Annotated in this window: 27 protein-coding genes; 17 read left to right on the top strand and 10 right to left on the bottom strand. The window is 56.5% G+C overall.

Translation table 11 applies throughout. From position 1 onward, the window contains the following. Positions 1-167 precede the first annotated feature (167 nt). The 12 genes from A4E19_21440 to A4E19_21385 all read left to right on the top strand — a co-directional run bounded on the left by A4E19_21440 (position 168) and on the right by A4E19_21385 (position 8,964). Positions 168-449 (top strand): hypothetical protein, encoded by a 282-nt coding sequence (locus A4E19_21440; protein OQW36791.1) that lies wholly within the window; start codon positions 168-170, stop codon positions 447-449. 146 nt (positions 450-595) lie between these two features. Next, positions 596-1,051 carry a hypothetical protein gene (locus A4E19_21435; protein ID OQW36790.1) on the top strand — a complete coding sequence of 152 codons (456 nt, stop codon included), beginning with the start codon at positions 596-598 and terminating at the stop codon, positions 1,049-1,051. Positions 1,052-1,071: 20 nt separating this feature from the next. Then, positions 1,072-1,560, top strand: coding sequence for a hypothetical protein (locus tag A4E19_21430; GenBank protein ID OQW36789.1), 489 nt, complete (start codon positions 1,072-1,074; stop codon positions 1,558-1,560). A 42-nt stretch (positions 1,561-1,602) separates the two neighbouring features. Next, entirely contained in the window at positions 1,603-2,031 is a 429-nt protein-coding gene (locus A4E19_21425; GenBank protein OQW36788.1) for a 50S ribosomal protein L13, read from the top strand. Between the two features lie 31 nt (positions 2,032-2,062). Further along, complete coding sequence (locus tag A4E19_21420; GenBank protein ID OQW36787.1) at positions 2,063-2,455, top strand: 30S ribosomal protein S9; 393 nt, start codon at positions 2,063-2,065, stop codon at positions 2,453-2,455. 95 nt (positions 2,456-2,550) lie between these two features. Then, on the top strand, positions 2,551-3,603 hold the full coding sequence (argC, locus tag A4E19_21415; protein OQW36786.1) for an N-acetyl-gamma-glutamyl-phosphate reductase: 1,053 nt from the start codon (positions 2,551-2,553) through the stop codon (positions 3,601-3,603). A gap of 42 nt (positions 3,604-3,645) precedes the next feature. Then, positions 3,646-4,851 (top strand): hypothetical protein, encoded by a 1,206-nt coding sequence (locus A4E19_21410; GenBank protein ID OQW36785.1) that lies wholly within the window; start codon positions 3,646-3,648, stop codon positions 4,849-4,851. 213 nt (positions 4,852-5,064) lie between these two features. Next, a complete protein-coding gene (locus A4E19_21405) occupies positions 5,065-5,838 on the top strand; it encodes a 30S ribosomal protein S2 (protein OQW36784.1) in 774 nt (257 codons plus the stop codon). A gap of 62 nt (positions 5,839-5,900) precedes the next feature. Beyond that, positions 5,901-6,497, top strand: coding sequence for an elongation factor Ts (tsf, locus tag A4E19_21400; protein ID OQW36783.1), 597 nt, complete (start codon positions 5,901-5,903; stop codon positions 6,495-6,497). Continuing rightward, positions 6,494-7,219 carry a UMP kinase gene (gene pyrH, locus A4E19_21395; protein OQW36782.1) on the top strand — a complete coding sequence of 242 codons (726 nt, stop codon included), beginning with the start codon at positions 6,494-6,496 and terminating at the stop codon, positions 7,217-7,219. Before tsf ends, pyrH begins: the two co-directional genes overlap by 4 nt. A 20-nt stretch (positions 7,220-7,239) precedes the next feature. Continuing rightward, the gene (gene frr, locus A4E19_21390) at positions 7,240-7,803 is read left to right on the top strand and encodes a ribosome recycling factor (GenBank protein ID OQW36781.1); all 564 of its coding nucleotides are present in this window, start codon (positions 7,240-7,242) and stop codon (positions 7,801-7,803) included. Positions 7,804-7,830: 27 nt separating this feature from the next. Continuing rightward, complete coding sequence (locus A4E19_21385; GenBank protein OQW36780.1) at positions 7,831-8,964, top strand: hypothetical protein; 1,134 nt, start codon at positions 7,831-7,833, stop codon at positions 8,962-8,964. Positions 8,965-9,033: 69 nt separating this feature from the next. Here A4E19_21385 and A4E19_21380 read toward each other — a convergent pair whose 3' ends face one another. The 5 genes from A4E19_21380 to A4E19_21360 all read right to left on the bottom strand — a co-directional run bounded on the left by A4E19_21380 (position 9,034) and on the right by A4E19_21360 (position 15,341). Next, positions 9,034-10,473, bottom strand: a complete 1,440-nt coding sequence (locus tag A4E19_21380) for a hypothetical protein (protein OQW36779.1) — start codon at positions 10,471-10,473, stop codon at positions 9,034-9,036. Continuing rightward, positions 10,466-13,324: a hypothetical protein gene (locus tag A4E19_21375; protein OQW36778.1), complete on the bottom strand. Its 2,859-nt coding sequence runs from the start codon at positions 13,322-13,324 to the stop codon at positions 10,466-10,468. Before A4E19_21375 ends, A4E19_21380 begins: the two co-directional genes overlap by 8 nt. 312 nt (positions 13,325-13,636) lie before the next feature. After that, positions 13,637-13,945, bottom strand: a complete 309-nt coding sequence (locus A4E19_21370; protein ID OQW36777.1) for a hypothetical protein — start codon at positions 13,943-13,945, stop codon at positions 13,637-13,639. Positions 13,946-13,953: 8 nt separating this feature from the next. Continuing rightward, positions 13,954-14,616 (bottom strand): siroheme synthase, encoded by a 663-nt coding sequence (locus A4E19_21365; GenBank protein ID OQW36776.1) that lies wholly within the window; start codon positions 14,614-14,616, stop codon positions 13,954-13,956. A 179-nt stretch (positions 14,617-14,795) separates the two neighbouring features. Then, the gene (locus tag A4E19_21360) at positions 14,796-15,341 is read right to left on the bottom strand and encodes an HNH endonuclease (protein ID OQW36775.1); all 546 of its coding nucleotides are present in this window, start codon (positions 15,339-15,341) and stop codon (positions 14,796-14,798) included. Between the two features lie 158 nt (positions 15,342-15,499). Here A4E19_21360 and A4E19_21355 point away from each other — a divergent pair, with 158 nt between their 5' ends. After that, on the top strand, positions 15,500-15,829 hold the full coding sequence (locus tag A4E19_21355; protein ID OQW36795.1) for a nitrite reductase: 330 nt from the start codon (positions 15,500-15,502) through the stop codon (positions 15,827-15,829). Here the strand turns inward: A4E19_21355 and A4E19_21350 are convergent. After that, positions 15,826-16,308 carry a hypothetical protein gene (locus tag A4E19_21350; protein OQW36774.1) on the bottom strand — a complete coding sequence of 161 codons (483 nt, stop codon included), beginning with the start codon at positions 16,306-16,308 and terminating at the stop codon, positions 15,826-15,828. The genes A4E19_21355 and A4E19_21350 overlap by 4 nt on opposite strands. Positions 16,309-16,512: 204 nt before the next feature. On the opposite strand from A4E19_21350, the gene A4E19_21345 reads away from it, so the two are divergent. The 3 genes from A4E19_21345 (at position 16,513) to A4E19_21335 (ending at position 17,925) form a co-directional block, all read left to right on the top strand. Beyond that, positions 16,513-16,956: a hypothetical protein gene (locus A4E19_21345; GenBank protein ID OQW36773.1), complete on the top strand. Its 444-nt coding sequence runs from the start codon at positions 16,513-16,515 to the stop codon at positions 16,954-16,956. 44 nt (positions 16,957-17,000) lie between these two features. Beyond that, positions 17,001-17,327, top strand: coding sequence for a ferredoxin (locus A4E19_21340; protein ID OQW36772.1), 327 nt, complete (start codon positions 17,001-17,003; stop codon positions 17,325-17,327). 85 nt (positions 17,328-17,412) lie between these two features. Beyond that, on the top strand, positions 17,413-17,925 hold the full coding sequence (locus tag A4E19_21335) for a molybdenum cofactor biosynthesis protein (GenBank protein OQW36771.1): 513 nt from the start codon (positions 17,413-17,415) through the stop codon (positions 17,923-17,925). 40 nt (positions 17,926-17,965) lie between these two features. On the opposite strand, the gene A4E19_21330 is transcribed toward A4E19_21335, so the two are convergent. The 3 genes from A4E19_21330 to A4E19_21320 all read right to left on the bottom strand — a co-directional run bounded on the left by A4E19_21330 (position 17,966) and on the right by A4E19_21320 (position 20,669). Beyond that, positions 17,966-18,400, bottom strand: a complete 435-nt coding sequence (locus A4E19_21330) for a hypothetical protein (GenBank protein OQW36770.1) — start codon at positions 18,398-18,400, stop codon at positions 17,966-17,968. Between the two features lie 119 nt (positions 18,401-18,519). Continuing rightward, entirely contained in the window at positions 18,520-19,548 is a 1,029-nt protein-coding gene (locus A4E19_21325; protein OQW36769.1) for an alcohol dehydrogenase, read from the bottom strand. A 191-nt stretch (positions 19,549-19,739) separates the two neighbouring features. Next, on the bottom strand, positions 19,740-20,669 hold the full coding sequence (locus tag A4E19_21320) for a phenazine biosynthesis protein (protein OQW36768.1): 930 nt from the start codon (positions 20,667-20,669) through the stop codon (positions 19,740-19,742). Between the two features lie 113 nt (positions 20,670-20,782). On the opposite strand from A4E19_21320, the gene A4E19_21315 reads away from it, so the two are divergent. Beyond that, positions 20,783-21,031, top strand: a complete 249-nt coding sequence (locus A4E19_21315; GenBank protein ID OQW36794.1) for a hypothetical protein — start codon at positions 20,783-20,785, stop codon at positions 21,029-21,031. A gap of 63 nt (positions 21,032-21,094) precedes the next feature. Here the strand turns inward: A4E19_21315 and A4E19_21310 are convergent, their stop codons facing one another. Then, entirely contained in the window at positions 21,095-23,053 is a 1,959-nt protein-coding gene (locus A4E19_21310; protein ID OQW36767.1) for a B12-binding domain-containing radical SAM protein, read from the bottom strand. Positions 23,054-23,061: the final 8 nt, after the last annotated feature.

Here is a 23,061-nt window from a genome sequence, read left to right as displayed (position 1 = left end):
TGAAGGTGGTCTCAATTTCAAGGGGAGCAGGATACTCTGACCTTTTCTTCGTCGGAACATCTCTGCTAGAATGCCTCACCGATAGAATGCTTCACCGATATAATGAGTATTTTTTCAACCTTTGACTGTTTAATCCTTCGAGATAGCGAAAAAAGGAGCGCTCGGATATGGCAGAGGTTTCTTGCGTGACGTGCGGACAATCTGGTGAGGCGATCACCGCTCCCCTCTTTTTGGGGAAGCTCGAGTCGGAAGTAAAAAGCAAGGTCTGCGTAAGCTGCTGGAAGAAGTGGGAAGGCATGCGGGTGATGGTCATCAATGAGTACCAGGTCAATCTCGGCGATGAGAGTGGACGTGAACTCGTTCGCAAGCAGATGAAAGCCTTCTTGAAGTTGGGCGAACAGGTCGATTCATCAAAGGTGGCCGAAAACTATCGTCCGCCGACCAGCTGATTGCGCATTTCTTACGGAAGAGTTCCCCGAGTTCGCTCCACTTTCCCTTGGATTGTCGCAGGGTTCATTGACATCACCAATTCGGAAGTGATATTGTGCCACGTTCTGCCATTCCCTCATGGCGGAAGGGAGGATTTAGTTCGGCGATGATCACGCAGATGCAGGTCAAGGGTCTCATGTTCGACCCCTATAACAATGCGTATATCGTCATCCTCCGAGACGATGATCAGTCCGAAATGCTCCCGATCTGGGTCGGAAAATCGGAAGCCAGTTCGATCAGCCTGGCGATTGAAAATGTGGCGCCTCCACGGCCCATGACTCACGACTTCACGAAAGCATATTTGGATGCCTTCAACGCCAAGGTCATCAGTGTGGTCATTACGGACCTGAACGAACATACCTATTTTGCCAAGGTGCATCTCATGTACGCAGACTCGGAATATACCGTTGACTCCCGTCCCAGCGACGCCATCGCGCTCGCGCTCCGGACCCAAGCTCCGATCTTCGCGAGTGAGTCCGTGATTCGAAAGCAAAATTCGGAAGAGCTCGATCAGTGGCTGGAGAATTTGAAGCCGGAGGACTTCGGAAAGTTGGATTCCTGACGGATCATCTGGATGGCTGTATGGAAGAGCGCGCATCTCAATCGACCGAACCGTTGATCCAGCTGACGGTCAATCGAGTGGTCGAAGACTCGAACACGGATACCAGGATCGTCGTGCTGAGCCGAGCCGACGGTGCGCCGGAGCATTTCATGATATGGGTCGGGGCATCGGAAGGTGAAGCGATCAAACGCGCCTTGGATTCATCGACCACCCCTCGACCGATGAGCCATGATCTGATCAAGAGTTTCGGCGAGCACCTCGGCATCAAAATGGAACGGGCGGTCCTCACGGACGTCAAAAGCAGCACCTACTTCGCGACCGTCTTCCTCGAGAACAAAGGAGTCGTGCGCACCATCGACTCCAGACCGAGCGACGCCATTGCATTGGCGCTTCGGTGCCAGGCGCCCATTTATGTCACGCAGGATGTCTGGAGACGGCGCAGCGGTCAAAATCTCGATGCGTGGTTGTCCAAGTTGGAAACAAAGAATATCGGTGTGCAAGAAGTTTAACCCCCTTCAAACGCTGACAGCGTTGCAGCCGTGGAGAAAACGATGAAGACGTATTTCGAGAATCCGATTGAAGTGAAAGAAACCTGGCATTTGGTGAATGCCGAGGGGAGAACCCTGGGCCGATTGGCCGCGCGGGTGGCGAGCATTTTACGGGGGAAACACCGACCGACGTTCACGCCGAATGTCGATATGGGTGATCATGTGGTCATCGTGAATGCGGAAAAGATCCAATTGACCGGCGACAAAATGGAGACCAAGCTGTACCGGCGCCACACAGGGTATCCGGGAGGATTGAAAACCGCCTCCGCCGCGCATGTGTTTCGGAAAGACCCTACGCGCCTCCTCACAAGCGCGATTGAGGGCATGTTGCCCAAGACCCCGCTGGGCAACGGCATGGCCCGCAAACTCCGCGTCTATGTCGGGCCCGATCATCCGCATCACGCTCAACGGCCTGAACCTATTGCACTCTAGAGATGTCCTCAAACAGAAGGAGACGAGTCGCATGGCAGTGGTGACACAATACGCAACGGGGCGGAGAAAGTGCGCGGTCGCCCGAGCCTGGGTCACAGGCACCGCGGGCGATATCATCGTGAACGATAAGCCGTTGGAGAAGGCGTTTCCTCGTCTCACTCTCCGGCAAATTATTCAGCTACCCCTTGAGATGGCCGGCCTGATGGGCAAGTACTCGATCAGCGCGACCGTCTATGGGGGCGGCCCGACCGGGCAAGCCGGCGCGCTCCGCCATGCCATCGCGCGGGCGCTCGTGGCGATGACCCCCTCGACCCGCAGCCCCCTGAAGAAAGAAGGGTTGCTCACGCGTGACTCACGCGTGAAGGAACGCAAGAAGTACGGGCAGAAGGGCGCGCGCAAGCGGTTCCAGTACTCCAAGCGCTAGGCGCAGGGGCCGACGATCCAGGAAAAGGGAAGGCTCTGTGCCTTCCCTTTTTTGTGTCTTCTTTGTGACCGTCAATCACCATAACGATGTGACCCATGAGTGAGACATTTCGAATCGCCATCGCGGGAGCGAGCGGATACGCCGGTGCGGAACTTGTTCGGCTTGCGGCAGCCCATCCCTATTTCACCATCACCGCCGTGACGTCTGAGAAGTCAGCTGGCCAGTCGGTCTCAGCCGTGTTTCCCAGCTTCAAGGGAATCGTCGATCTTCAATTCGAAGCTTTGGCGCCGGAAGCCTTGGCGGAGCGGGCCGATGCCATTTTTCTCGCGCTGCCTCATACCAAATCGCAGGATCCCGTGGCGGCCTGCATCAAATCCGGCAAGCCCGTCGTCGATCTCAGCGCGGACTATCGGTTGAAGGACGCCGGCACCTATGAGAAGTGGTATCACGCTCCGCATAGTCATCCACATTTACTCAACGACGCGGTGTATGGGTTACCCGAGCTCCATCGGGCCGCGATCGCGAAGTCGAGGCTGGTTGCATCGCCCGGATGTTATCCCACCGCCGCCGTCCTACAGTTGGCGCCACTGTTCGCCCAAAAGCTCGTGCAGCCGGACACGATTGTGATCGACGCAAAATCCGGCGTATCGGGAGCGGGACGGAGTCCGGCCCTGGCCTACCATTTTCCCGAAGCGCATGAATCCCTGGAGCCCTACAAAATCGGGCAACACCGCCATATTCCTGAAATCGAACAGGAACTCTCCGGCCTCATGAACCACGTCGGCTCCGTGACCGTGGCGTTCACCCCTCATCTTGTCCCGATGAATCGAGGTATCTTGAGTACGGCGTATTGCAAGTTGACGCAGCCCATGCAACTCTCCGACCTTCGGGGCCTATACCGCGATTTCTATAAAGGCGAACGATTCGTCAGACTCTATGAGGATGTCGTTCCCAATCCGCGTTACATTAAAGGAACGAATTATTGCGACATCGGCCTGTACACAGATTCGCGGGCTGGATGGGTTGTGACGGTGGCGGCCGTCGACAATCTTGTCAAGGGAGCTGCTGGCCAAGCCATTCAAGCCATGAATGTAATGCTCGGCATTCCTGAGCACACCGGCCTTACGGCAGCAGGTAGTTATCCCTAATCATCCTCTCCGACACAACCGTCACGCGACCCGAGACAGCGCATGCAACCACAACACGTCGGCATCACCGCACCGTTGGGATTTCAAGCCGCCGGAATTCATTGCGGGATCAAAAAACCAGGACTTCTCGATTTAGCCCTTTGCGTGTCCGACGTGAGCGGACCGATCGCGGGCGTCTTCACAACCAATCGTGTTGCAGCCGCACCGGTCCTTCTGGATCGGCGTCATCTTCGGTCCCGCTGCGGGCGGGCGATCATTGTCAACAGCGGGAATGCCAATGCCTGCACGGGTGAACAAGGGTTGGTGGCGGCAAAAGCCATGGCGACGACCGTGGCACAACAACTCTCCATTCCTGTGCACCAAGTCTTCGTGGGATCGACCGGTGTGATCGGTCGTGTGCTGCCGATTGATCGCATCACCGCGGCGATTCCACTATTGATCGCCCGTCTCAGCGTTCCAGGCGGCGAACACGCGGCCCAAGCGATTTTAACGACGGACTTGCGACCCAAAACCGTGACGAGACAAGCGAAAATCGGCGGTCGCGTCGTGACGGTGGGAGGCATGGCTAAGGGATCGGGCATGATTCATCCGAACATGGCCACCATGCTCGCCTATCTGACGACGGATGCGGCCATTGCTCCAGCCGCCCTCCAGCAGGCATTGAAATCGACGGTCGATCGCTCCTTCAACTGCATTACAGTGGACGGTGATACCAGCACCAATGACACGGTTCTCTGTCTGGCGAATGGCCTTGCCAAAAACCGATCCATTCAACAAGGCACGAGCGCCTATCGGGACTTCGAACGACTCTTAACTGATGCGGCTCGGGAATTGGCCCTCATGATCTGCCGCGACGGGGAAGGAGTCACGAAGGTCGTCACCATTCTGGTGGAAGAAGCCGCCACGGTGGCAGCGGCGAAACGTGTCGCGGTCACCATCGCAACATCGAACCTGGTCAAGACCGCCTTGTTTGGGGAAGATGCCAATTGGGGCAGAATCATGGCGGCCCTCGGACGATCCGGCGTTGCGATCGACCCAGACAAAGTCACGGTCCGATTCGGTCACATCATGATGGTACAGCGGGGGGTGGGAATGGGACTGGAAGCGGAACAGAAGATCGCGCAGGTCTTCAAACAAAAGGAGTTTACGATCACCGTCCAGCTTGGGCAGGGTCGCGCTCGTGCCCAGATGTGGACGACGGACCTTTCGTATGATTATGTCCGCATTAACGCAAGCTATCGATCCTAATATAAAAGACTCTAGGCAACTTGAAACCCCGACAGGACTATGGTAGCGTCCTCGGTCTGGATCTGACAGGGGGTTGTTTCCGGCACAAAGAGAGAACGGCCCCATTCAATAAAATAACCATCAGCGTCAAGACGCTGCGCGGCTTGAGATTAAGGGAAGCGATTCCCTCGCCCGATGTACGGGTGCTCTGCAAGCTTGAAGGGAGGTGAAGGCATGGGAGTGGTGGCAATCAAGGAGTTGTTGGAAGCCGGCGTTCATTTCGGGCACCAGACCAACCGCTGGAATCCCAAGATGAAGAAGTTTCTGTTCGGCGAACGTAACGGCATTTATATCATCGATCTTCAGCAAACCTTGACGCGGATGGAGCAGACCTATGCCTTCGTCCGAGACCTTGTCGCGGCTGGAGATTCCGTCCTGTTCGTCGGTACCAAGCGGCAAGCCGCGGACATCCTCGAAGAAGAGGCCAAGCGGGCCAATATGTTTTTCGTCAACCAACGCTGGTTGGGCGGGATGTTGACCAATTTCCAAACTATTCGGCGCAGTATCGACAAGATGAAGAAGATGGAAACGACGCTTCTCAACCCCAGCGAGCATGGTCTCAAAAAGAAAGAAGTCCTTCTCATGCAGAAGGATATCGCCAAGCTCCAAAAATATCTGTCCGGCATCAAGAACATGCGCAGCCTTCCGGGAGCGGTCTTTGTCCTGGACACGAGGATCGAGAAAATTGCCGTTCAAGAAGCGAACCGACTGGATATCCCGGTCATCGCGATCTTGGACAGCAATTGTGACCCGGATGACATCGCTTACCCGATTCCGGGAAATGACGACGCGATTCGCTCGATCAAGCTGATTACGTCGAAGATCGCCGATGCCTGCATCGAGGGCGCGCATCTGAAGGCCCAGCGAGAAGAAGCAGAGTTTCAAGCGGCTCCGGCCAGCGGCGAAAAGAAACCCGCCATGCGAGTTGAAAGCGTTCCCGTTTCGTGAACTGACACGATTATTCATATCAACGGCTCACTCTCATCGACGGAGCGAAGGAATAACGAACCATGGCAGGATCCAGTCAGCTCGTAAAAGAGCTTCGTGAAAAAACAGGGGCCGGCATTCTGGATTGTCAGAAGGCCCTCAATGAAAACGGGAATGACGTCGAAAAAGCCGTCGATTATCTGCGGCAAAAAGGCCTCGCGGCGGCGGCCAAAAAAGCCGGGCGTGAAACCAATCAAGGGCTGATTCATTCCTACATTCATATGGGTGGGAAAATCGGTGTGTTGATCGAAGTCAACTGTGAAACGGATTTTGTCGCGAGGAATGAGGAGTTCAAGGCGTTCGTCAACGACCTTGCTCTTCAGGTGGCGGCGGCGAAGCCGTCTTTCGTCAAGCGCGAGGATGTTCCGGCTGATCTGGCCGAAAAGGAGAAGCTGATCTACGAAGGGCAGGCGAAGGAAATGGGAAAGCCTCCCGCCGCGTGGCCGAAGATCGTCGAAGGCAAGCTGGAGAAGTTTTACCAGGAAAACTGCTTGTTGGAACAATCGTTCATCAAAGACCCCGCCGTCACCGTCAAGGACCTCCTGGCCCAGAAGATCGCGAAGATCGGCGAAAACATGAATGTCCGCCGGTTCACCCGCTATCAATTAGGCGAAGCATGAGCTCAGCCAAATACCAACGCCTCCTTCTGAAAGTCAGTGGGGAGATGTTGGCCGGTGAGCAGGGCTACGGCATTCAGCCATCCGTTTTGGAAAACCTCGCGGAAGAAATCGCTTCGGTCGTCGCCCTTGACGTTCAGGTGGCGGTGGTCATCGGCGGCGGTAATATCTTTCGTGGGATCGCGGCCAGCGCATCCGGCATGGAGCGCGCCTCAGCGGATTACATGGGGATGCTGGCGACGGTGCTCAATGCGTTGGCACTCCAAAATGCGCTGGAGCGGATCGGGATCATCACCCGCGTCCAATCCGCCATCGAGATGCGCCAGCTCGCCGAAGGGTACATCCGTCGGAGGGCGATCCGCCACCTTGAAAAAAGCCGCGTGGTCATTTTTGCAGCCGGCACGGGCAACCCCTATTTTTCGACCGATACGGCCGCCGTCCTGCGCGCGATGGAGATCAGCGCGCAAGTGATCATGAAAGGGACCAAAGTCGACGGCATCTATGACGCCGATCCTGTCACCAATCCGTCGGCGAAGAAATATGAGAGGATTTCTTTCTTGTCCATTCTCAATCAGAAGCTCAAGGTGATGGATTCCACGGCGATCAGCCTCTGCATGGACAATAAATTGCCTCTCATCGTGTTTAACCTGAAGGTCAAGGGCAACTTTAAACACGTGGCATTAGGCGAGCCGATCGGAACACTCGTCACGCTCGGCGATCGCTGATTCCATCACGAGGTATCCTCATGTCCAACGCGGCCACGATTCGACAGGCATTCATCACCCATATGGAACAAGCGCTCGAACACCTGCGGAAAGATCTGTCGGGTCTTCGGACAGGGCGGGCTTCCGTCGCGCTGCTCGACGGCATTCGTGTCGACTATTATGGAACCATCACCCCGCTCAAACAGGTCGCCAATGTCTCCACTCCTGAGGCGCGACTCATCACCATTCAACCCTGGGAGCCGAAACTGATCAAAGAAATCGAGAAAGCCATATCCAACTCAGGGTTGGGTGTCACGCCGTCAAACGACGGAAAGGTGATTCGAGTCCCTCTTCCGCCTTTGACGGAGGAGCGCCGAAAAGAATTGACGAAAATCTGCAAAAAGCACGGAGAAGAGACAAAGGTTCAGATTCGAGGGTTCCGGCGGGAAGCGAATGAAGAATTGAAGAAACTCCAAAAAGATGCCACGCTCACCGAGGATGAACTGCGCAAGGGCGAGCAAGAGACGCAAAAGCTGATCGAGCAATACGGCCAAAAAATCGATGACGTGATCAAGAAAAAGGAACAGGAAATCATGGAGGTCTGAGTCCGGCTTCCTGATTCGCTTCAACGCGTGCCCATTACGTCATCCTTCCATCCGACCGTCGCCACCGTAGATCTGACGGCACTCTCATACAATCTCTCCCAGTTTCGACGGATTTTGTCTCCCGGATGCGCCGTCATGGCCGTGGTCAAGGCCAACGCTTACGGCCATGGCGCGATCGAGACCTCCCAGGCCTTGATACGGTACGGCGTCGCTCGCCTTGCCGTCTTTTCCACCGATGAAGGCATTGCGCTTCGGCAAGCCGGCATCACGGTGCCTCTTGCCGTCCTCGGACCGGTTTTTCAAGAACAATTCAGCGAGCTTTTCACCCACCAACTCACCCCGGTGATAAGCGATCCTTCCGTGCTCACGGCGCTGGGACAGGCGGCGGCATCACGCGAGTCCCCCCACCCGATCCATCTTAAAGTCGAGACCGGGATGAGTCGGCTTGGTCTGACGCATGATGAACTCGTGAGGGTCATCAACTCGCACACATTTCCTCCCTCCCTACACCTGGAAGGCCTGATGACCCATCTGGCCGATGCCGACGGATCCGACCCGGACGTGACGGAACAACAAATCAGTCGGTTCAACAAAGCCCTGAAAGTCGTTCTGGAAGGCGGATTTCAGGTTCCTCTCGTGCATGTGTCCAATAGCGGCGGTGCCGTTCGTTTTCCATCTGCCCACTATTCGCTCGTACGGCCCGGCATCATGTTGTATGGGTACCATACTCTTCCCTCTACGATTCAAACGCCTGACCTGATGCCGGTGCTCTCCCTCAAGACTCGCATCGCTCAACTTCGGACCATCCCACCCGGAAGCACCGTCAGTTACAACAGGACGTTCACGGCAAAACGTCCGACACGCATCGCGGTTCTCCCGATCGGCTATGCCAATGGATTGAACCGCCGGCTCTCAAATCGAGGACATGTTCTGATTCGAGGGCAACGGGCTCCCATCGTGGGATTGGTATGCATGGACATGGTGATGGTGGATGTCACCAGGATACCAGGAGTTGTCGTGGGAGATGAAGTCGTGTTGATCGGGCGCCAGCAGGACGAACTCATCACGGCCCGCGACATGGCCGAGTGGGCCGGAACCATTTCCTATGAAGTGTTGTGCGCGATCAGCCCGCAGATTCCCAGGCTCTACGTCGCCTCCTGAATCCTTCCTCCGCCCCTGCTCATTCTTGTATTCGGAGATACCATACGATGTGAGATACACGGACCTTGGTTAGAAGCCGATGCGGACGGAGAGTCCGCCAGTGTGCGCCGTATTTTCGTAGAACCCGTTGACTCCCGCTCGCGGCCCGGTATTCCCCTCAACAGTCCTGGGTTCGTAGAGTGACACCTGGTACGACAGGTCCACACCGATGGTTTTCGTCTTTATTGAGCCGATTCCAAGATGTCCACATGCCACGAATCCAAAGAGCGATCCCTTTTCCCTACAGAGGAAACCAACTCCCGTTGAAACAATATGAAGATCGGCCGATGGGATCGCTGGGTTGAAGGTGGAGTCAGGGACTTGTGTTTGCAGGTTCGAATAGCCGCCCCGCACAGCGACCTCCCACCCGGGCAGCCGATCCATCTTCAGCCATCGATACTCCGTTCCGATCAAAACGGCGTAGGTGCTTTTCCAATTCTGTGGTTGTTGAAGAAAGACCGTTCCATCAGGTCGCCGAAGATCTAAGTTTCTGACCGATTTCCAGCCGATATAGTCGACGTTCAATTCGAGCTTCCATTCGCGTTCAGCATTCCGAACCGGCCACATCGCGATCCCACCGGTGATGACTTGAGGCAGGACAAAGGTCGTCGTGGTATCCTGAACCTTCACGCCGTTGAGCAACTGCACTCCGTCCAAATGGAGCGTCGCCTGGCTTCGGTAGACGACCGCAACGTTCACGATCGGCAATCCATCTCCATTCCGCAACGCCGTGTACAACGTACCGACGTTAAAGCCGAGAGCTGTGTCTTTCCCATTCAATTCAACCGTATTCCCGGGGGGGAGGATCCTTTGGAATTCGGCATGGCCTTCCCCGAAAAGACCGGAAAAGGTATAGATGTCCACACCTGCGCCGATCGAAAAATCCGGAAGAAGTTGATACGCGAACGTCGGCTTGATATCGAACAACGGCAATGCGCTGAATGTGGTGATGGCACTGAAAGGACTCGTGCTTGGCCACCTTGTTGCTGAACCGAACGGCGTGGTCACCCCCAACCCGACCGTGAGCTTCTCGAGCAGCGGGATACCAAGGCCTTGGAGATTTGCCGTAATGTAGTTATGAGCGGGAGGAGGCCACGCGACAACGCCATCGTGATCACCTGCCGTCGCAGTACCGTCCGGACTTCGATGGTCGAGCGGTCCACCGACGAGCAGCCCCCCCGCCATGATCTGCACGCCACGAAGCTGCGTCATCCCAGCCGGATTGTAATGCAACGCAGACGGATTGTCGGCCTGGGCAGCGAAGGCGTTGCCCATCCCGGATGCAGCCGCCCCCTGTCCTTGAATGCGGGGAACCTGAGCGAACGTGGGCGTGGAATGCCAGGCGGCGGTGACAAAAATCACCAGCAGGGAGAACCCGCATATGATGGAATGTCTGGATATGAACTGCTTTCGGATCTTCCTGACGGCCCCGCGGTTGCATGGACCGATCACATGGTGACGGTCATGCACGTCGGAACCACCGATCCATGGTCTGCTGAAGCTGGCCCGCGTCGAACGGTTTGAGCAGATAGGCTTGGGCTCCCAACCCGATCGCCTTCACCGCGAGTTCTTGCGATCCCGACGCCGTGATCATGATGATAGGAAGGTGTGGATTCGTCAGACGTACTCGTCGAAGCACCTCCAGGCCGTCGATCTGACCGATGCCAATGTCCAGAATCATCCCGTCGAACTCCTGTGAGTGGAGCATGGCCAGCGCTTGGTGCCCATCGAACGCCGAGTATGTCTGGTACCCTCCCGCCTTCAATCGATCTTGAAGCAGTTGCTGGATGTCGAGATCGTCATCCACCACCAGAACCTGTTGGCCCACAAGATGGGACTCTAGCAACGGGAGTACCTTCACGGCATGGATCGGGATCGTAAAGGACAGTTCTGCGCCGCCATTCGGACGGTTACGAGCCGCCACCTCCCCTCCTTGCAGCTCCACCAGTGTTTTGACGATCGACAGACCTAGTCCTAACCCTTTGGGAGCCGAGCGCTGGCCCTGCTGGACGCGGAAGAACGGATCGAAAATCTTATCCAGACATTCCGGGGCAATACCGGGCCCCGTGTCCCGAACGAGAACGGTCGCCGTGCGGTCGTTCGTCAATTCGCAAGCGACCGACACGGTTCCGCCCGGCGGCGTGAACTTGATGGCGTTTTGCACCAGATTCACGACCGTCTGAATCAAACGATCGCGATCCGCCCAGACGACAACGTCGGTCTCAGCACAATGGAATTCCAGGGATTGCTGTTTTGCCTGAGCCAACGGCTTCAGTTGCTCGATCACGTCGGCGAGACAAGGTTCGAGCTCGACATCGGCCGGATGTACTTCCAAGCGCCCCGTCTCGATACGGGTGCGATCAAGGAGATCCTCGATCATGCGAACCAGCCGATCCGAGTTTTCCGACATGCGCACGAGATACCGCTGCTGTTTGTCGTTCAGCGGGCCGGTCAGTCCATCCAACAGGTTCTGAATAAACCCCTTGATGGATGTGAGCGGGGTTCTCAGCTCATGGGACACATGGGAGAGGAATTGGGCACGCAAACGGTCGGCCCGCTCCAGCGCTTCGGTGCGCTCTTTGACCTTGACCTCCAACCCTTGATTCCACTCTTCGATCTGCTGATAGGCTGACGCATTGTCCAACGCGATGGAGACTTGACTGGCGACGGTCGTCATCAGCTCCAAATCGTCTTCCGTCACGCTTTGATTGTGCGAACGATCGACCGTCAACATGCCCCAGATACGGTCTTTGGTCTTGATGGGAACCACCACCAAGGCTTTGGTTCCGCTCAATTCGGCCAAGCGTTGATTCAGGGGATGGAGACGGCTCCGTATCGACTCGATGTCTTTGACCAAGAGGGGGCGGCCTTGCTGGACCACCGTCCCCTCGGGACTCTCTCGATCGGTGATCGGAATCCGACAGGACCGGGCGAAGGTTTCGACCTCCGGAGGAGCGCCGATCAGACGGATATGTTGGACCGTGTTCTCACAGGGGTCGAACATGGACACCATGGCACTGTTGTAGCTGAGCTCGTGCGTCAGGGCTTCCAACACCTGATGGAGCAGCGCATCCCGTTCAAACGTCGAGTTGAACGACAACCCGGCTCGATGCAACGCCGTGAGTTGGGCGATTTTTCTGCGCAACTCCACCCGCATCTGCTCCTGCTCCAGATATGCTTCGCGCAATTCCTCGTGACGAGCTTCGACGAAAGTAATTTGCTCCTGAATCAAGGCCTCGCGCCGTTCGCTTTCACGAAGCAGCCGGCGATTGACCATGATACCGACGACCAGCATCGGAGATAATCCGACCAACAACGCTTCCCCGAGGCTGACGGTCGGATTGAACACTCCGACTCCCGCCATGAGAACCAAGCCCGCCACTCCACCCCAGAGGAACCACGTAAAACTCTGCCGGGCATGGGGAGACGTCTCGATACGGCTCGCTGTCGCTCGATGGGTATCTTGAGACGGCTCTATACCGACGACTGACTCGCCGCTCGGTTGCATCGGACGGGTCGGTTCACGACGTGAAGTCCCTGGCCAGAACCGCTTCCGATACCGGCTCTCATTCTGCCATCGGATCGTCCACTGGCACCATTCATCATCATTGCCGATACAGGACGTCTCGACCGCTTCCGCCTGAGAGAGGCCGTGAATGCGATCAGCCATGGCCACCATGATGCCCTGTGCGGACTGACAGACCAGACAAGCGCACCGTCTGCGGTACGGTCCGAATTGCCGCAGCGTCCGGTCGGTAAATCGCATCCCGACCGCCGCCGTGTTGCTCGTGACTTGCGCGACTCGGAACTCGACAGACCCGGACGTAAACTTATTCCCGAAGTAGGGAAACATCGTGTAAATCTGCGAGAGGGAAAAAGGACGCGTGAGGGCCAGCATGATGGGAGACACCTTCTCCGCCCCGGCTTTGAACGCAAACCGAGGATCCCCCGAGATTTGTTCGCAGAACTCATACAGATAGGAGGTAAATTCGTATGAATAGCTGTTCCAGGGATTCTTCAGAAATTCCGGGGTCACGTGATAGACGGGGTCCTTGATGCGGTCATTCAAGAGGCGGCACAACTGCTCGACCGCTTCCTTGCCGGCCGACACTCCTCTGTCTGACGACACCAACTTCTCCAGAAAAACCGTGACGGCTCTGATACTGACTCCGCTGAGGTCTCGGATCGTCTGTCCCTCTTCATCCAAACCGAACGGGCGAAACACCATCGCGCCCTGATCGAGAATCGTTCGATCCTTGGGAAACAGTTCAATGTTCGAGAGGGACTTGGTCTCGACGATGTCCAGCGTGCTGCTTGTCATGGCATCATCCCCTAAAATGACAGGATCATGGACAGCACTGAGCGTGGTGCTTTGGGCGGATTGCCATGACGCCGACCGAGGACCGCGAAGGCGCCCCGGATTTGATCACTCGCACAATTCTCTAGACGGAGATCACGTATGGCTCGGCGAGTATATCGGCGCCCCATGAGCTTTGCAATACAAGGATGTGCCCCCTTTCGTCCGTGGGGGAAAACCGTTCAAAAGTGGGACTGTCGGTGGGACATGCCGAAAGAGCTTGCCTTCCTGGGTCGTGAGGTGGATTCCCCAGGAAAGCGTCAAGAGTATGTCCTTCTATTGTCGGACCGACCGTTTGAGTGTCTTTTCAACACTGGCCACCTTACTCTGCAAGCGTCCACTGTAGCCCTTGCGGTAGTCCACTTTGATCGTGCAGGAAATACGGTTGCAATCCTTCTTCATCCGTTCATAACATTGCTGCACCACGGAGAACACGTCTTCCCATTCACCTTCCAACACCGTTCCCATCGGGTTCAATCGATAGGCGACTCCGCTCTTATCGATGATATCGAGGGAACGGGCCACGTATTTTCCGACGCTCTCGCCCTTCCCCAACGGGGACATGCTGAATTCCAGTAGGACCATCATCACTCCTATTGTTGTGCGGCATCAGGCTGTGCACTCGTCACCCCCTGAGACCGTCGTTCCGACCAGACCTTGGGATAGCGCACCTTACCGAGAAAACGGAAACCGTCCAACGCGTCACGGAGCAGAGCCCGCCGCTTTTCAGCATCCGGCTCATTGGCCTTGGCTTGTTCACGCAGTTGCCCGAGCCACTCGACGAATTCGATGAACTCGGCATCGAGGATGTGCTCCAGATCCTCTTTTATGAATCCTGAAAGCGCCGGGGCTACCCCGCTCGTACTGATCGCAACGCGCGCATGCCCAGCCGCCACGACGGCCGGCATCGTCACACTGCTGGCCTCCGGGTAGTCGACCGACCAGAGCAGCACCCGCTTTTCCCGGGCGTTCGCCTGCAGCATCCGTGCAAAATCGCGGTCCCCTCGAATGGTATTGAGAATGAGGATGACATGTTCGAGATCCGTTTCACGGAAATGGCGTCCACGATGAATGATTTTTCCGGAGGCCGCCAGCCGACGCAACGGTTCATTCAGCGTCGGACTGATGACCGTGACCCTCGCACCGGATTCGAGCAGGCGTTGTGTTTTTTCCGACGCTTCCTCGTCGCCGCCGATCACCAGAACCGGCCAACCTTTGACGTCCAAGACCAAGGGAAAACCGGGATTGGCAGCCATGACAAGACTCCTATTCGACTGGATGGTTCAGTATCCGAGAAGAGCCCTCCATCATGCAAGGGGGATTTCGAGACTCCCAACTCGTTTCACCTTTGATCGGTCCGCCGCTATAATGCACGGCGCTCAGCAGTGGAAAGGATTTCCTGTGTGGCTGACGGTGAGTTACGCAGGATCGAATGCTACGTGTCGGCCGGATCGGCGTCCAGCTCCATGTTCCAGTAGAGATAATCGCGCCAACTTTCCGGCGTGTTGCGAATGCCGATGGTGATGGTAATGACGGGGCTCCATCGAGGTTTCACGGGCCGCTTCTTTAATTTCATGCCGGCCTCTTCCGGCGTGCGCCCGCTCTTCCGATTGTTGCACCGCCAACAGGCGGTCACGATGTTTTCCCATGTCTTTTTCCCGCCCTTGGCGATGGGCACGACATGGTCAAAGGTCAGTTCTTCCGTCCGGAACCTGTGGCTACAGTATTGGCAGCAGTACCCGTCTCGCGTAAAAATATTGATCCGGGAAAACTTGACGGCACGATGACTGTCTTTCAATTTCACCAGCTTGAGCAACCGCATGACCGCCGGAAGCTTGATCGACAGCGAAATCCCGTGGATTTCCCGGTCATAGACTTCCAAGACTTCGACTTTTCCTTGCCAGAGAAGCGCGATCGCTTTTTGCCAGTGTACGACCCGCAGGGGTTCATAGGTCGCGTTGAGCAGGAGGGTCATTTCCATGCAGGAACCTCATCCCCAAACGGGCCTCCACAGCGGCCATGCAGTGTATCCGTGGGGCAGGACTACACGATGGTAGTTCTATGCCATAAGGGGGCGTTGAAATCAAGCAAGTGTCCTTCTGATACCGGCTACAGCAATCCAAAGGAGCGCGGACGATGATGAACGATTTCGTCAGAGTGGCCTTCACGCACGAGATCCCACCCGGCACGGGACGCACCGTGGAAGTCGATGGGATCTGGATCGCGGTCTTCAACGTGGACGGAGCGTTTTACGCGATCGACAATACCTGTCCGCACGCGGGCGGCCCGCTCGGAGAAGGAAAACTCTGCGAGTCGGTGGTCGAATGCCCCTGGCATGGCTGGCAATTCAGCGTCATCTCAGGGGAACGCGTCGGTAATCCGAACTTTCAGGTCGCTCGTTGCGAGGTTCGGATCCGAGGCAACGAAGTTCAGATCGCCGTCCCTCCGGCGCTCAGAGGCCCAGTCTAACTTTGTGACGGACCGGAACGCGGAGGAACAGTTTGCTGATCGACATCGGATGCTTTCGGCGTGACTCCATCCGCCGGAAGAGAAGCGGCATTGACCTTCTTCAGATCAAGGTGGGCATGCCAAATAAACTCCCGTTCGAACCATTGGCCGCGCACGCTCTGATCCCGAAGTTGGATGCGAATCTCATAGATGTTTCCATCGACTCGTTTGACCCGCCATTCCCCGAGCCGAACCCCCTGTCCGCGATCCTTCATGCCACGAACATGCTCGTTCATGGCTTGCAGGATCGTAGGATGCCCGATCGCCGGATGATTCTGTACCATGGCCAACGCCTCAGCCTCCCGCTCGTCTCGTGACGGAGTGGCCGGCGACAACGTGGTCCATGCATAGTAGAGCACCCCCAGCAGCAAGACCGCAACGGCTGCATACTGGATGACGTGGGTGCCGGGCGATCTCGTGAAGGGACTGCTGTCGGTCATGACGATGGTCGTCTCATTGTTGGCCAATCGAATCGAGGAGCCCTGTGGAACGCGACAATGGCATGGCATCTTAGAAAGGCCCTGATGCCATGTCAATGTAGCCGTGAACGGGAGCATGGATGAGGGCGCTTGTCTGGCGAAAAGCCGGTGTGTTACAAGTACGAGCAGGCTTCGCGGCGATCGAGCGCAGAATGAGTACGGTGCATGAAGTTTTTCTTGTACGGTGATCTCCTTAATCCCTCGCAACTCACACGGCGGGCCCCGGAACACAAATTTCTTTACCTGGCGACTTTGCCGGACCACACCGTCAAATTTTGCCGATGGTCGTCACAATGGCGCTGTGGCCTCGCGAGTATCGTGCCGTCACAGGGTGAGAAGACTTGGGGCGCGGTGTTTGACCTCACGGACGAAGACGTGAAGCTCATGGACCAGTTCGAGCAAGATGTCCCACAGGGAGCCTACCGCCACCTCCAGGTCACCGTTTCGACCGCCGGAGGAGAAAAAGAACTCGTCACCACCTACGCCGCGACCCCGATCGGGAAGTTCAAACCCAAAGACCATTACCTGGACTGGGTGTTGAAAGGGCTCAAACAATGGAAGTTTCCGGATGACGTGATCCAGGAGTGGGAGTCGTATCGTCCACGATAGGTGCCATAGCTACATGTTCCATGTCGATCTTTATTGAGGAGACTATGCCAAAACCCAAATATCATATTCTTGTCTGTACCAATTCCCGTCCTCCGGGCCACCCCAAACCCTCTTGTGGGTCGGCCGGTGCCGCACAGCTGTTGATGGCATTCAACATGGGATTGATGCAAAGGTCCGTTCCGCCGGGAGAAGTACTGGTGAGCGCGACAGGCTGCCTCGGTCCCTGCGAACAGGGGCCGACGGTCGTCGTCTATCCCGACAACACCTGGTACGCCAAGGTCACTGAGGCGGACGTGGCCACGATCCTGGATGAACATATCGCCAAAGGAACACCGGCGGCTAAACTGAATCCGGATTCCGCATGGGCATGACCGGCCGTCGAGTGCGGCTCGAACGATCCGGTGAACCGAACGCTTGATCGCTGAAGCGGATGGCTGATAGCATGTCTCTAGACGTATGACTACACCGAGCCCTCACGAACATAAAGCCCATGCACCCGCTTCAATCGGGTGCATGGTCATTACCTGTAGCGATACCCGCACGCCTGACACGGATACCAGCGGTCAGCTGATTCGCAAGCTCCTTGAAGAACGAGGCCATAGGGTAGTTGGGTATCATCTCGTGAAAGACGACCCGGCGCAGATTCAGCTGTGGATCGCCAGAGGTACGGTCCACGACGCAGTGCAGGCCATCATCATCAACGGCGGAACCGGCATTTCTCGGCGTGATTCCACGTTCGAAGCGGTGGATGCCATGTTGGAGAAACGGCTTGCGGGATTCGGCGAAATTTTTCGGCTGCTGACCTATCAAGACATCGGCTCCCCAGCGATCATGAGCCGGGCGACCGCCGGGGTGATCAAAGGCCGCGTCCTTTTTTCCACGCCCGGCTCGGAAGACGCCGTTCGTCTCGCGATGGAAAAGCTCATTCTTCCGGAGCTGGGCCACGTGATTCAACAACTCTCAAAGTAATGTTCCGAACCCTGAGTGTTCGTCACTCAGAATCTCTGCTTTAATCCTGTGAGATCTTCGGTTCCGAGTAACTCACATCGGTCGAAATCTTCGACTGGGCGTACCGCTTGTAGTGCAGCAGCAGGTCGCGCACGGAGACGACACCGGAGATTTCCCCGTTGCTCGTGACGCCGAGATGTCGTACACCCAGGTCGGCCATCATATCCTGCGCGTCATCGACCGGCTGACTCCCCTCGATCGTGCAAATCGGCGTCGTCATGATCTTCTCGACGGTTAGTTTGCCCAATGGTTTTCCACTCGCCACGGCACGTCGAACGATGTCGGTATCCGTCACCACCCCGACCAATTGCCGACCTTTTTTCACGAAAAGCGATCCTACCCGCGCCGCACGCATCGTCTTGGCGGCGCTGGCAATCGACGTTTTCGGCCCTACGCTCCTGGGTTTCTTGTTCATGATCTTCGCGACGGTGGACATGCTCTTGCTCCTTTCTTCAGTGAACCATGAGTGAGAAAGCGCCGGCCACGCTTAATCTGATGCGCGCTAGAGTAGCACAGATAGGCAAGAATGCTCAAAAAGGCAGCCGGCGCGGGCACTCAACACACAAGCACAATCTTCCCGAAAAACTTCCGGCTCGCCATCAATGCGTGAGCGGCGCGGGCGTCCCGAAGCGGAAATGTACGGTCGACCACGGCGATCAACCTCTTTTGGCCGATCAATTCCGCGGCTTTCACCAGTTCTGCCCGCGTACCCATATAGGATCCTTTGATCGTCAGCTGGCGGGAAAACACCGAGCGCAAGTTGAGCTGGACCTCTCCGCCTGTCGTCGCACCGCACGTAATCAACCGACCGCCCTTTGCGAGCGATGCCAGACAACTGTCCCATACGTCCGGTCCGATATGTTCCACCACCACATCGACGCCTCGCCCTTCCGTGAGTAACTTGACCCGTTCCGAGACTTTTTCCTTGGAGTGATCGATGACGGCATCGGCTCCCAAGACAACGGCTTTGGGAATCTTGTCTTCCGAACCGACTGTCGTGATCACACGCGCTCCGGCCAGCTTGGCCATCTGAACGGCCATCATCCCGACGCCGCTTCCCGCTCCCATCACGAGCACCGTTTCTCCAGGCTGGAGCCGCGCCAAGGCGAACAGCATGTGGGACGCCGTGATGGACACGAGCGGAAATGCCGCGGCCTGTTCAAAGGTGATATTGTCGGGAATCGGAAGCACATTGCGAAACGGGACCTTCACATACTCGGCATAGCCGCCATGCACCTTGGCGCCAAGGAGATGATAGGTCCGACACATATTGTCCCGACCGGCCAAGCAGAACTCGCAATTCCAACAACTGATGCCCGGTGATACAAAGACCGGCGTTCCGATCACGATGCCCTCCACGTGAGCACCGACTCGTTCGACGATGCCCGAAACATCCGAACCTCCCACATGGGGGAAGGGAACGGCATAGGCGGGACTCCCCTGCCTCACCCACAAATCCAGATGGTTCAACGCGCAGGCCTTGACCCGAATCAACACGTCTTGCGGACCGATCTGCGGCATCGGCATCTCTTCGTACGAGAGCTTATCCGGCCCCCCATGCTCACGAAACAGTACCGCCTTCATCTTTTCACTCTCCCCTCACACATAAAGTTTTGGAATGCTTGCAGGCGACAGAAAGAACGCCCGTCTCTTTGTCCAAGCTAAAAAGGAAGGCCAATTGGTCTCCAACTGCGCGCATGCGACGAGCACAGCCCGATCTGATAAACATTTGATCAGTCCTGTGCGCGTCGCGCGAGCACGGGAGACTCGCCGTTTCAAAACCTCAACACCCCTTCCACCACCATCACACAATGCCCGCCGACCTTCACACCTTGAATCACATCGTCGTCCGATTCTACTTGGACGAGAATCCGAGAGGGCCGGTCGATCTCGTAGCCTTGTTCGATGAGAATGTCGGTGGTCGGTCCGACTTCTACGACGCCATTGTGAACCAGGTAGGCACCCAGTGCGCCGCCGGCACTGCCCGTTGCGGGATCCTCCAGAATGCCGATCTTGGGCGCAAACATCCTCGTGTGGACGGAGGCGAACGATTCAACGGTCACCGTCGTGAAGACCATGATGCCGTTGGCGCCGAACCGTTCACAGACATTGATGATGGCCGAGGCATCAGGGGTAATGGATCGCACGGCCGTCAACGTCCGCACGGGCACGATCAAGACCGGCAAGCCGGTCGACACGACTTGGAGGGGCCATTTCGTATCGGCGATGACGTGTTTTGGCAAGCCGAGGGCTCCACCGACCAAATAGACATCATCGAGGGCATCGACCGGGTCGAGAAATTCCGGTTTAGGTTGGGACATGACGACCCGTACCACACGGCTCTGTTCCGCATGCAATTCGACGGAAAACAAACCGATATTACATTCCTGCGTGACATGGGTGACGGGTTCTTGAATGGAAATCCTTCCAAGCTGAGCCAGCACATAGAACGTCCCCAACACCGGATGGCCGGCAAAGGGTATTTCCTGGGTGGGGGTGAAGATCCGCAATCTGGCCACGGCAGCGGGATCGGTCGGCGGAAAGACGAACACCGTCTCCGATAGATTCATCTCCCGGGCAATCTGTTGGAGTTCGTCGTCCGCCAGGCCGTCGGCGTCGGGAAATACCGCGACAGGATTGCCCCCGAACGGTTGAGAGGTAAAGACATCAGCCTGATAGAACTTTAGGGACCGTTGTTCAGCCATGGTCACTCCCGAACTCGTCTGGATCACACCTGAGAACCAACTCGCATCCGAGCCAACGACCGTGATCGTTTGACAGGTCTCCTTCTCTTTGGCACACTTCGCCCATGGATCGCATCACCGAGCAGGACGTCGCCCATGCGCTGGAGATTCTGGACCTCACACTTCCCATCACCACCGAAGATCTGGAACGGGCGAAGCGAGTCCAACTCTACAACTGGAACCCTGCACGCTATGCCGGCCTCACCAACAACCCAACGCAATACATGCAACAGTATCGGAAAGCCGAGGAGATGACTCGGACGGTTGAGGCCGCCTATGCACTGATTTCAGCGGTCTTTGTTCCCGACGACTCCGGGCCGTAATCCTCAACGCCGCCTTCCATTCGTCGAAGAACGGGAGTGCATCCGTCCGCTTGCGCATGATCCTCACGCCCACCCGGCATCGTGGCTTGTCACGCGCGACATTCCTTCGTCGCCCTGCGACGCGACAGGCCAAGTGATCAAGCCTGAAACCCCGTCGGTAGACCCCACCGACTGTGTCTGCCGCGCATAGATCTGCGGCAATTGGTTCGTCCCGAACTTGGAGATATACAGAAAGACATGCTCGCGTGAGTTTACCCGAACGGCCCAGGGGTGAAAATCCTGCTTGTAAAATTCTTCGCAGAGCTGCATGGCCTCAAGACACGAGAGCGAATGGGGATCATTCAAGGTGTAGTAGTAATCCAGCGGGAGATCGTACTCCTCCTGCTTGTGGATCGTGATGCCGAACTTCTCCGGATGACGCACCATCGGGGTGTGGCGGTAGGCCACGAAGTAGAACAGTTCCAGTGAGTGAATCACCGGCTGGTTCTCCAGGACAAACTGGCGCGTTTCCATCGCTTCTTCATATGTTTCGCCTGGAAACCCGTAGAAGGCCATCACATGGTTCCAAATTCCGGCCTTCGCCGCCATCTGAAGATTACGCTGGATCACGCTTTTCTTGGCGTGCTTGTCCATGAGGTTCAAGACGCGTTCATTCGCCGATTCCATCCCGTAATAGAGCGTGCAGCAGCCGGCCTTGGCCGCGAGATCCCACGTCGCCTGGTCTTGCAGCGTCTCTTCAAACCGAATGAGCGTCGTCCACTTGATCCCGACGTCTTGATCCACGAGCAGCTGAGAGACCTTCTTGAACAGGGCCGGCGGATAGGACTCATCGGAAAACAGAAAATGGCGACAGTGGTACTTATCACGCAGCGCTTTGATCTGATCGATCACCAGCTGAGCCGGCATCCCCCGATACTGGTCGAAGTAGCCCTGACCATGGTCGCAGAAGGTGCAGCGGCCCCAGTAACAACCGCGCGTCGCCAGATAGGGAAGGATCAATTCCGGGACGAAGTAGCGATCCATCGGCATTCCATCGAAGTCCGGCAAGGGGAGCGCCGTCGTCTTCTCCGTATAGACTTCAGGATTTCGATGGAGACCTGCATTATCCCGATAGATCAAGTTGGGCACCGAGGCGATCGGTCGCTGCCCATTCAAGGCTTCGATCAACCATACCAAGGCATGCTCACCCTCATACAGGATAGCCGAGTCGAACACCTCCGTGAAAAATCGTTCGTGATGCACAAGGTCTTCATGTAGTCGAGTAATCACATTGCCGCCCACGACGAGATGGATCTGCGGAAACGTCTCCTTGATCATCTTGGCGAAGGTCAGGCCGGCCAGCAGCTGCATCTGTGTCCCGATGGAAATCCCGATCACATCGGGCTTTTCTTTGGCGACTTCAGGCATGATCAATTGATTGCAGAGATCCCGATAGACGTTCACCTGCTCATCGTCCAAACAGGCGAAGACTTCGTTCGAGACACCGGGGCGATAACCGAGATTGCTTTCCATCGGGTAGAAGACGAGCGAGGCAGGATAGTAGGCGGAGGAGATGTAGGCCATGGTCTCGCGGAACGTATTCAGCGCTCCCTCTAACAATTCCGCATCGTAGAACCGCTCCCCCCGCACGATCCGCTTGGCGTCTTCCACCCGTTCGGCCAGATCAAACACATCGATGTCATAGGCCTCCTCAACCACCGCCTTCTGATCCATGTCGCGTTCAGTCAGAAGTCCGAGAAGCCCCACCTTCTCCTTGTCTTGTAACGATTTGAGCTGCATCCCCAACCGGGCCTTCACCCAGATCAGAAAGTCCATGCTGAAGAAGTGATCCCACATCCCGATATTGATATCGCGTTGAATGACCGTATGCCCCGCTTCACGCAGCACGGCCGTCAACGACGGCAACGCCAGGTACGGGGCCGTCGGGACCCACTCAGGCGGGAACAACAGCATGACCTTTGACTTTTTGCGGTCGCTGCTCTTCAGCGGGGCCAATCCATCTATTTGAACCAAGTTATCCATGCTCTGCT

The sequence above is a fragment of the Nitrospira sp. SG-bin1 genome, assembly GCA_002083365.1.
Taxonomy (GTDB): Bacteria; Nitrospirota; Nitrospiria; order Nitrospirales; family Nitrospiraceae; genus Nitrospira_D.
The sequence above is the reverse complement of the archived record's forward strand: the minus strand, read 5'-3'. Positions and strand labels throughout refer to the sequence as shown.